A 10,613-nucleotide genomic window follows, 5' to 3' on the forward strand; every position below is an offset into this window, starting at 1 on the left:
GCTCGCGCGTCTCTTTTCGTTGTGCGCGGGCGCGGTGTTGGCCCCGCGCCCCCCGCCGCCGCCCCCGCCCCCCCGGCGGTCTTACACGGTGTCGAACCACCCGAGGGAGTCGACCTGGAAGTGGGCGCCCCAGTTCGGGTAGTCGCCGCCCACCGCGTGCATGGTCACCTCTACGTGATCGATGGACGAGCGACCCGCCCAGTTCGACACGTCGAGGCTGACCTGATTCCACCGGTCGGCCGAGTACGGCTGGGTGATCGTCTGGACGGACGTCCCCGACCGCAGCGTGAACGTGACCTCGTAACCGGTCGAGTTGGGCGCTCCGCCGTACGAGTTCACCCACACCACGACCCTTCTCGCCGCGGACAGGTCGACTGGCGCGGACGGGTCGACGTACATCGTCTTGGGCTGGAGGGACGAGGACACGGTCGAGGCGCCGTCCAGCGCGTATGAACCGGCCTGGGGTACGCCGGGACCGTTCGCGATGTTCGATACCGCGGACACCGACGCCATACCTGATCCGGCTTGCCAACCCTGCACCGTGCCGTCGTCGAAGTCGAACACCGGCTTCGCGACCGGGACCGGCTTCGGCGGGACGGTCACCGCGACGCGGTAGTCGAATCCGGCGACCCGGAAGCACAGGCTCGGGTGGTACGGATCCGCCGGCGCCGACTTCGCAACCGTGGCGTCCAGCGTCACCGTCGTACCCGGCGCGACGCCGCTGGTGGGAAGGACCGCCGGGCTGAGCGTCACTCCGTCGCAGGGCTTCACCTCGGCCGGATCACTGACCGGGCGCAGGTCGTCGTTGCGAACAGTGACATGGACCGGCTTCCCGGTGCCAATTCCCTCCGGTGCTTCGGCCGAGAGAGTCAAGTTCCCGGTCCGGTCCGCTCCGGCGAGCGCACCGGCCAGTTGTACGTCGTCCAGGTCGAAGTGCCCGCTCCACGTGGCCTGCGTACTGCCACGGACCCACACCTTGATCCGACTGATCTTGCCGGTCCAACCGGACAGATCGATGGTCGCGCGCTGCCAGTCGCCACCGTCGTCGAGCCGGGTCGCGCCCTCGATCACCTTGCCGTTCTCGCCGTACGCTTTGATCTTGACGTAGCGCGTGCCGACGGCGGCATCCGCGGGAATCCTGATCTTCACGCTCAGGCCCTGCGCGCCACCGGTGTCGATCGGAGTGGGCAGTACGACGTCCGTGCCTCGCCACAGTTGTCCGAGCTGCGCGGCGTACCCGGACTCCCAGGTGAAGTTGGTCCGCAGTACGCCGTCCGTCGCGGTCACAGCATCCGCGGCATCGGACACACGCCAGCCTTGGGTGTCGTTGGTGAAGTCCATCAACGTCTTGGTTTGGCGCGGCATCGCCGTCCGGCTCGCACCGACCGTGGTCGGGTTCGCGCGCACCGCCAGCTTCGACGGGTCCCAGTTCGGTACGAGTTCGGACCAGTCTTTGATGCCGATCGTGTCGAGGGCGAACTTCGAGACCTCCAAGGACTTGCTCGTGTCGATGATGCGGAAGACGTCGTACACCAGCTTCTTGCTCTTCGGTGCGGCCGGCGCGTTGACGGTGTCGTCCCACCACCACAGGCCGAGCCGCAGTCCGCCCTCGCCCTGGTGGTCGACGTGCCGGTGCAGGATGAAGGAGTCGATGCCCGGGTTGAACGCGACCTTGTAGTACGCCAGCGCGTAGCAGGCGGCCTGGTTGCGTTCGGCCTCGGCGGTCGCGTTCGGGGTGTTGCAGCCCTGTTCGGACAGGATGATCCGGCGCTGCTGACCGTCGTACGTCTGCTCGGGCCGCTGCAGGTACTGCGGTAGCAGCTCGATGTTGCGCAAGGTGATCTCGGGACTGGTGTCCGGATCATTGGTGGTGTTCGGGTCGTTCCAGAACCTCGGGTCGGTCAGGTCGTGCGGATAGGGGTGGTAGGCAACGTTCCACGGGTAGTCGCCGTGCGATTTGGTGAGTGCGTTCAGGTGATCGACGACGTCCTTGGCCGGGTAGTACTGGCTCGGATTGTTCGCGACCGCCTGCTTCCACGAGTGCGTCAGCGAGACGTACGTACGGGCTTCGCTGTACGCCGCGCGCGTGGCCAGGAACGTGATGCGGAGCGCGCGTTCGTAGTACTTCAGGAACTCGTCGATCGTCTTGTTGCCCATGTTCTGCCAGATCCACGGCGCGTCGACCTCGTTGCCGACGATGAAGCCGGTCGCCCGGCCGTAGCGCTCGTCGGTCCGGGTGTAGCGCTGCGCGAGGAACTCGACCGCGGCCGTGTAATAGGCGATGCCCTCGGCGGTCTTGGTGTTGAACGCGAACACCGGGCCACCACTCAGGTCGGCGTCAGGGTGCATCAGCACGGACCAGCTCGAGTTCGCGCGGTCGTCCCGGTAGAGCAACAGGATCAGGTTGACCACGGTCTCGTTGTCCGACAGCGGCTTGATCTGCCGGTCGAGCCCGCTGACCGTTGCCGCGTCGAAGTAGAACGTCCGGCCGTTCGAGACGAACGGGACGGACTTGCCCGCGCCGGCGTCGGAGACCTGCATCAGGGTGTTGAACGGGACGTTGATCGCCGCGTGGCCGACACCGAGCTCCTCGGCGTCCGCGGTCATCTGGACCTGCAGCCCCTTCTTCGTGGGGCTGGTCGGATACGGGTAGGTGTTCGTCGGCGTCATCTGCAGGTCGTCGACCTGACGATCGGTGCCGACGATCGCGCCGTTCGCGACGGCGACGTACTTGTCGTAGTACCCCTGGCGTGGGGCGGAGGCGCTGAAGGCGCCGGCCGCGTCGGACTTGACGGTCGCCACCGGGGTGATGCCGGACCAGGCGGAGTCCTCCTGCTCCATCCCGAGCGCGTACACCGACACGTCCGTGCTCGGGTCGGCCGTGCCCTCGACCTGGATCGCCTGGTCGGTGGCCCGTACTTTCGTGATCCCGGACGGCGGCGCCGCGGCCGCCGTCGTGGCGGCCGTCGTCACCAGGCCCCCAGCGGCCAGGGCGGTCAGGACCACCCCGGCCAGCAGGCTCCTGAGGGAGCCGATCGATCTGCTCATCGCTACTCCTCGAACTCGGGTGAATGCGGTCACTTCGTCTGCGCCCAGGCTTCGGTCCAGCCCGCGTCCTTGGCCGATTCCTTGGCCGCCGTGATCCAGTTCTCCTTGAGCTTCTGCAGCGTGTCGGCCTCGCTCTTGGTCCCGAGCAGATAGCCGTCGTACGACGGTTTGCCGGCCAGCGCCTTCGGCTGGATGTCGAGGCCCGTGGCCCGCGGCGGGTGCTTGAACCACTCGCCGCTCATCAACCCCTGCAAGCCCGGCGCGGCCTTACCGTCCTTGGTCGCCGGGATACCGCCGGACTTGTCCAGCCACGCCTGACCGCCCTTCGTGCTGCTGGCGAACTGCAGGAACTTCACCGCGGCGTCCAGCTGCTTCCCGCTGGTCGTCGACGGGATCATGTACGACGTCCCGCCGGTGTCCGCGCCGAACCGTGCCGGCGTACCGTCCGATAGCTTGCTGTCCGCCGGCGCGATCGTCGGGAACGGCATCGTGCTGTGTTTCCACGACACCTTGTCCAGGCCGGCGTCGGCGAAGTTCGTCCCCCAGGCCATCGCCGCCTTGCCGCCGACGAAGTCGTCACCGCCGACGAACGACGCCCCACCGGAGATCCCGGACCAGTTCGGCGTCGCGCAGGCGTCGAACATCGCCTTGATCAACCGCAGCCCCTCGGCCACCTCGGGCGTCTTGGTCGGATCCAGCTCGCCGGTCAGCACTGCCTTCGCGACCGACTTCGCGGTGAGCTGTGCGGCCTTGCCCGGTTTGCCGTTGGCGTCGAACTGGTTCCAGCGGTCGAAGTACTTGTCCGCGAGCATCCCCATCACGACGGTGTAGGTCCAGCCCTGTCCGAGCCATCCGTTGTCCATCGCGAGCGGCGCGTACCCGGCCGCCTTGAGTTTCGGGCACGCAGCCACGAAGTCGCCGTACGTCGTCAGCGGTGCCTGTACGCCGGCCTTCGCGAACGCGTCCTGGTTGTAGTAGAGGCCGATCGTCACCAGGTTGAACGGCACCCACTCGTAGTGCCCGGCGGCGTTGCGCACCTTGCCGGACTTCGGCCCGAACTGGTCGGGGTTGAAGATGTCGATCCAGTGCTGGTTGCCGGGGACGTACGGGTTCGGCTTGTCCAGGTACTCGTCCAGCGGGAGCACCTGATCCGGTTGGTGCGGCGCCTGGTTGAAGACGAGCTCAGGCGCCGTACCGGCGGTGAGTTGGGTGGACAACGTCTGGATGAAGCCGGGGATCGGCAGCACGGTCGTCTCGACCTTGATGTTCGGTTCGGCGGCCTCGAACCGCGTGACCAGGTCGTCCCAGCCCGGCCCGAAGCTCTTCGGGTCGGAGTTCCACTGGTTCGGGCCGGCGATCGTGATGGTGACCTGGTCACCGCCACCACCGGCTCCCGCGCCGTTGCAGGCGGCGGTGAGTGTCAGCAAACCGGCCACCACGGCGCCGGACAGCGCGCGGGCGACGTGCAGTCTCGCCATCGGTCTTCCCTTCTGGAGATTGAGAGGTGCTCTAGTGACTGCCGGGCAAGCCGCCCTGGACACCGGCCAGGAAGTGCTTGGAGAGCAGGACGAAACCGACGAGCAACGGCAAGCTCGCCAGCGTGTACCCCGCGAACATCGGGCCGTAGTCCGTGCCGGACTGGCCGTGGAAGAAGAGCAGACCGACCGACACCGTGCGGTACTGGTCCTTGGTGATCGTCAGCAGCGGCCAGAAGAAGTCGTTCCAGACGCCGTTGACGGTGACGAGTGCGATCGTGCCGATCACCGGCATCGACAGCGGCAGCATGATCGACGTGAACATCCTGACCCCGCCGGCCCCGTCGGTCCGGGCCGCGTCGAACATCGACTGCGGGATGCCCTCGACGAACGTCTTCATCAGGATCGTGCCGAGCACCACTCCACCCGCGACGTGCGGGATGATCAGGACGGCGTACGTGTTCAGCAGGCCGAGGTTGCGCATCATCACGAACAGCGGGATCAGGCTGGAGATGCTCGGCACCATCATCAGCGCCGCGATCATCGCGAACAGGAACCGGCGTCCGGGGAAGCTGTAGCGGGCCAGCACGAATCCGGCCACCGCCGACAGCGCCAGGATGCCGACGATCGCGGCGGCCGCGACGATCAACGACGTCAGCAGGTAGGGGCTGATCTGCTTCCACGCGGTCGCGTAGTTGCCGAGGTGCAGCGGCCAGCTGGGCAACCAGTAGCTCGTCGCGAACTGCAGGTTGTCCTTGACCGACGTACCGAGCATGAACACGTACGGCCCGAGGCTGAGCAGCACCAGGACCGTCAGCCCGGCCACCACACCGACCTGACCACGCCTGCGGCGCCTGGATGTACGGCGACGTGTTCGGATACGACTGTTGCGGGTGTCGAACATGGTCACATCCCCTTCGCGTCGGCCAGGCTGTTGCGGCGGCGGACGAACACGACCACGCAGGACAACGCCAGCGTGATCACGAACAACGTGGTCGACAGCGCTGCGGCGTGCCCCCAGTCGCCGCCCTGGTACGCGACGTCGAGCATCCGCAGTACCGGGACCGAGGTCGCGCCGTCCGGACCGCCGGCCGTCACGATGTAGGCCATGAAGCCGTACTGCAGGGTGGCGACGACGGCCAGGAAGAACAGCAGCTTGATCTGCGCGGCCAGCAGCGGCAGGTCGATCGTCCAGACCCGCCGGAGGCGTCCGACGCCGTCGATTTCGGCGGCCTCGAAGAGCTCCGCCGGGATGTTGCTCAGGCTCGAGTAGATGATCAGGAACGGCAGCCCGGCGACGAACGGGAACCCGATGAACAGCAGGCTGATCAGCGCCAGGTCCGGGTTACCGACCCAGTTCTGCCGCAGCTCCGAGAGACCGATCGCGCTCAGTCCCTGGTTGATGATGCCCTGGTTCGGGTGGTACATGAACGACCAGACCAGGGCGGTCACCACGCCTGGGAACGCCATCGGCACGATCAGCAGGGTGCGGAAGAAGAACTGCAGACGGCGGTTGCGCAGCGAGATCAGCAACTCCGCGGCCAGCAGCGGGACGGTCCACATCACGACGCCGAACACGAAGATCGCCGCCAGGTTGCGGAACGAGGTCCACCACAGGTCGTCGTCGAGCATCGTCCGGTAGTTGGCGAGCCCAACGAATTTCGAGTGACCGACCGGCTTCCAGTCGAAGAACGAGTGCCAGATGCCGCTCACGGCCGGGTAGTACTGGAACGCCGCGAGCGTCGCCAGCACCGGCGCGAGCGTCGCATAGACCGCGAACCGCCACCGTCGCGGTCGCCGGGGCGTCGAGGTCACCGGCGTCGCGGCCGCCGTCGTCGAAGTCACCGTCATGGCTCGCTCCTTCGCTGGACCGAAACGTTTCAGCGAACTGTTGCGGAGGCCTTTGAGCGTGTCAAGAGCGAGTGTGCGCGGTGTCCGGGATCGGACTGAGGGGAGATCTTTGCAATCGTTTCAGTGCCGGCGCGAACTGGTGCGGACGATCAGCTCCGGCTGGATCTCGACGTGCCGGGCCGGCCCCGGCTCCTTCGCGCCGGCGAGCTCGCGGACGAAGTCGACGGCCGCCCGGCCGAAAACGTCCCGCGGACGGCGGACCGTCGACAACGGCACGATCGTCGACGAGGCGAAGTCGATGTCGTCGTACCCGACCAGTGCGACCTGCTCCGGCACCCGCCAGCCGGCCGAGATCACGAGCGAGTCCACCAACCCGATCGCGACCAGGTCGTTGATCGCGAAGATCCCGTCGGGTCGCCGGCGCGCCGGCCGCTGTGCCAGTTCCTGACCGGCGGCCCGTCCGGCTTCAACCGTGCGCTCCTTCGTGGGCACGATCTCCAGGCTCACCCCGCGGTGGCCGGCGGCGGCCTGCTGCGCGCCGCGGACTCGTTCCTCTATCTGGGGCAGCACGGCCTCGCCGCCTACCACTGCGATGCGCTTGCAGCCCTGCTCGATCAGGTGCTCGACGGCTCGCCGTCCGCCGGTGACATCGTCGATCGCGACCGACGCGAACCCGTCGCGATCGGCGTGCCCGTCCATCAGGACGGTCGGCACCTGCTGCCGGGCGAGCAGGTCGAGTACGTCGGGAGTCGCGCTGCCCGACGCCAGGATCATCCCGTACACCTGCTTCTGGACCGCGAGATCGACGTACTGCCGGTCCCGCTCGACGTCCCCGTGGCCGTACAGCAGCATCATGAACAGCCCGTACTCGGCGGCTCGCTTCTCGATCACCTCGGCGACCGCCCCGAAGAACGGGTTCTGCAGTTCCATGCTCAGCATCGCCAGCATCCGGCTCTGCCCGGCGCGCAACTGCCTGGCCGTCTCGTTCCGCACGTAGCCGAGGTCGTCGATCGCCTTGCGGATCCGCTTGGCCGTGTGCGGAGCGACGCGGTCGGGATTGTTCAGGTACGTCGACGCCGTACCGAGCGAGACGCCGGCTTCGCGCGCGACGTCCCGGATGCTCACGGGCACTGCCAACCTCCTCGGAACCAACTGCGGAGCTCACATCGTACGATTCGACCCCACTGTCCGACGGTGGTCCAGCTTCAGGCGTGTTCGGGCGTGATGATCGATGGGGGTGCTTGGGCGAGCAGCGGCGGGACGTCGTCGGGGTCGAGCTCGATGACGGCGGTACAACCTGGCTGTGCGCACTCGCAGTCGAAGGCGTGCGTCGTACGGCGCCTGGTGTTCTCCGCGAGGTAGCGATTGCTGATCCGGAGCAGGGAGCGCCGCTCGTCGGTCGTGCGTGCCGCGGGACCGGAATCCAGGCTCGCGCCGAACGCCTGCTCGACCGCCGCGATCGTCTGCTCGACGGTCTGGCCGTCGACCACGACGACGTTCGCCTCGGTTCCCTCGAGTTGGCCGCAGATCAGATTCCATCCCCAGATCAGCCCTGAATGATCAACGCCTGGATTCCTGTGTTCCACCCGGGCGACCTGTTCCTCCTGGGACGGCATCAGCCACACGGCGTTTCCGGCGACCCCGGCCAGCGCCGGCGTGACGAACGCACCCTCGACGATCACGGACGTCTGCACGGGCAGCGACTGGATGTCTTCGATGATCATCGGCCGACGATCGATAGCTCCCGGATCGGTGCCTGGGACGTAGTGTCCGGCCGCGATGGCGCGCTTCTCGTGGTCGAGGGACCGCGCATCCAAGCTGTACCAAAGAAAACCGTGTTTCCGCGCGAGCAGCCGACTCACCGTCGTCTTCCCTGCCCCCGCCGGACCGCCTACCCAGAAGACATTCCCCAGTTCTGTCCGCATCCGCCGAACTGTAGCCGAGCGCCGGCCCGTGGCAGGAGAAAGAAACCCAAGACCATACCGAGCAGACAAGGGAGACCGTGGTTGTCCTGCAGCACGGTGTCGACCACGGCGAGGACCGGTACGGCGAAGGCCGCGAGCCGCATCTGCACCGGCAGCGCAACGCCGTACCGGCGGGGAGCCAGCAGGATCAGTACGGCGAGCCCGCCGATCAGACCGGCGACGCACATCGAGTTGCCGGCGCCTGTCGAGTGGAACCACACGTAGCTCATGAATTGGCCGAACCAGCCGCAGCCGAAGTACAGCAGCAGCCACCGCCACCGACCGAAGGTGCGCTCGGCGAGCTTGCCGAACACCGCCAGCAACACCAGGTTCGAGACCAGCCCAGGGCCCCAGCCGTCCTGGAAGAACATTGCCGTGACCAGGCGGTACCACTGGCCCGCGTCGATCCGATCCGGGTCCCGTACGACGAACTCGTACAGCGGCCGATGCGCCAACTGCGCGATCCCACACGCCAGCGTCACCAAGAAGACCACGCTGGTCAGCACCGGCCGGCGTGGGCCGACGGCGAGCGCCGCGAGGGGAGAGCGAGGGGCGGTCTCGGTAGTCACGCCGAGGAATCTAGCTCGGGAACTCACCGACCACCTCCGACATTTGTCATGCCCCGACCCCTGAGAGAAATCGCGACCGAACTGGGGCTGCTCCGGTTGCGGCCCGATCTCGGGGTCACCGGCTCGCAGTCGTGGGACGAGCAGCTGACGGTCTGATGGAATAGGGGGATGACAACGAGAGACAAGCGTCCGACGCTGCGGTTCGAGGACCCGGAGAGCCAGGCGCTGTTCGGTACGACGTACGAGGCGGCGCTCGAGAACCTGCTGACGACCAACACCGTTCCGTACGGCGAGCTCCACGCCCGGAGCGGACTGATGGACCCGGCGATCGGGATGGTTCGAGCCGGCGGGGGATACGAGCAGCCGTGGACCCGGGACGCGACCATCAACAGCTGGAACGCGACGAGTCTGCTGGCGCCGGCGCTGGCCGCGAACACCTTGTGGGCGGTCGTCGAGAAAGACGCCGCAGGCAAGCTCGTGATGCAGCAGGACAGCCAGCAGTGGGACCAGGTGGTGTGGACTGTCGGCGCGTGGCACCACTATCTGGTGACCGGCGATCAGGACTTCCTGGTCAACGCTTACGAGGTCGTGACGAACACGCTCGCCGTTCGCGAGCAGGCGGCGGTCTTCGGGTACAACGCGCAGTACGGTCTGTTCACCGGCCCGTCGTTCTTCAACGACGGCGTCTCCGGCTTCCCGGCGCCGACGGCTGACCAGGGCGAGGCGATGGGGAGCGAGAGTACGTCGTACCCGGACGTCGTCTCGTCCATGTACTTGAGCACGAACTCGCTGTACTACGCCGCGTACGCCGGCGCGGCGGAGATGGCGGCGAGACTGGGGCAGCCGGCCGACGGGTACCGCGAGAAGGCGGCGGCGATCAAGCAAGCCGTCAACGAGCACTTCTGGAACGCGCAGACCGGAACGTACAACTACGAGCTCCGGGCCGACGGTACGGCGGGTGCGTACCAGGAAGGCACCGGTCTGGCGTTCACGCTGCTCTTCGGGATCGCCGACGACGCACAGGCCGAGGCCGTCATCTCGAACGCGCGCCGGATGACGTGGGGCATGCCCGACACCTATCCGCAATGGGACAGGTACTCCAGCGCCGAACCGGGCCGGCACAACGCGATCGTCTGGCCGCTCGTGCAAGGCCTCTGGGCGAAGGGCCTGGCCAGGCACGGGGAGCAGGAAGGGTTCGCGACCGAGACCACGCTGCTCGCCAAGCTGGTCAGGGACAGCGGCGGTTTCTGGGAGATCTACAACGGGGACACCGGCGCCGTCGACGGCGGCTACCAGGCGGGATTCGGCGTCGTGAAACACCACTGGGACTCGCAGCCGGACCAGACGTGGACAGCGACGGCGTTCATCGACATGATGCACACCGGCCTCTTCGGCATGACCTTCGACGACCACGGTCTCACCTTCGCCCCGACCCTGCCCGAGGGCTGGGGTGACGTCACCCTGACCGGTCTCCGCTACCGCGCCGCCACCGTGACCGTGAAACTCCACGGCGCGGGCCGCACCATCAAGTCCTTCGAGCTCGACGGGACTCCCCAGGAGCACGGCGTACCGGCATCCCTGACCGGAGCCCACACGATCGACATCCAGTTGGCGTAACACCCGGGCCGGGGGGGGGGGGGGGGGCGCCCCCCCCCCCCCCCCCCCAGGAGAAACAGCAGGTGAAGTGTGGGGTGTGGTGGTGTGTG

Annotated in this window: 8 protein-coding genes; 1 reads left to right on the forward strand and 7 read right to left on the reverse strand. The window is 67.3% G+C overall.

What is annotated here, in order from left to right:
* Positions 1-81: 81 nt before the first annotated feature.
* The 7 genes from ACWGID_RS07370 to ACWGID_RS07400 form a co-directional block, all read right to left on the reverse strand.
* Entirely contained in the window at positions 82-3,048 is a 2,967-nt protein-coding gene (locus tag ACWGID_RS07370; RefSeq protein ID WP_452195365.1) for a DUF5722 domain-containing protein, read from the reverse strand.
* 29 nt (positions 3,049-3,077) lie between these two features.
* Positions 3,078-4,526 (reverse strand): ABC transporter substrate-binding protein, encoded by a 1,449-nt coding sequence (locus ACWGID_RS07375; protein WP_452195367.1) that lies wholly within the window; start codon positions 4,524-4,526, stop codon positions 3,078-3,080.
* Between the two features lie 31 nt (positions 4,527-4,557).
* Complete coding sequence (locus ACWGID_RS07380; protein WP_452195369.1) at positions 4,558-5,349, reverse strand: carbohydrate ABC transporter permease; 792 nt, start codon at positions 5,347-5,349, stop codon at positions 4,558-4,560.
* Positions 5,350-5,429: 80 nt separating this feature from the next.
* A complete protein-coding gene (locus ACWGID_RS07385) occupies positions 5,430-6,374 on the reverse strand; it encodes a carbohydrate ABC transporter permease (protein ID WP_452195370.1) in 945 nt (314 codons plus the stop codon).
* A gap of 120 nt (positions 6,375-6,494) precedes the next feature.
* Complete coding sequence (locus ACWGID_RS07390) at positions 6,495-7,505, reverse strand: LacI family DNA-binding transcriptional regulator (RefSeq protein WP_452195371.1); 1,011 nt, start codon at positions 7,503-7,505, stop codon at positions 6,495-6,497.
* Between the two features lie 74 nt (positions 7,506-7,579).
* Positions 7,580-8,098 carry a hypothetical protein gene (locus ACWGID_RS07395; protein WP_452195373.1) on the reverse strand — a complete coding sequence of 173 codons (519 nt, stop codon included), beginning with the start codon at positions 8,096-8,098 and terminating at the stop codon, positions 7,580-7,582.
* 167 nt (positions 8,099-8,265) lie between these two features.
* Positions 8,266-8,907 (reverse strand): rhomboid family intramembrane serine protease, encoded by a 642-nt coding sequence (locus ACWGID_RS07400; protein WP_452195375.1) that lies wholly within the window; start codon positions 8,905-8,907, stop codon positions 8,266-8,268.
* Positions 8,908-9,075: 168 nt separating this feature from the next.
* Here ACWGID_RS07400 and ACWGID_RS07405 point away from each other — a divergent pair, with 168 nt between their 5' ends.
* Positions 9,076-10,524: an MGH1-like glycoside hydrolase domain-containing protein gene (locus tag ACWGID_RS07405; RefSeq protein WP_452195377.1), complete on the forward strand. Its 1,449-nt coding sequence runs from the start codon at positions 9,076-9,078 to the stop codon at positions 10,522-10,524.
* Positions 10,525-10,613: the final 89 nt, after the last annotated feature.

It is taken from the genome of Kribbella sp. NPDC054772 (genome assembly GCF_053611945.1).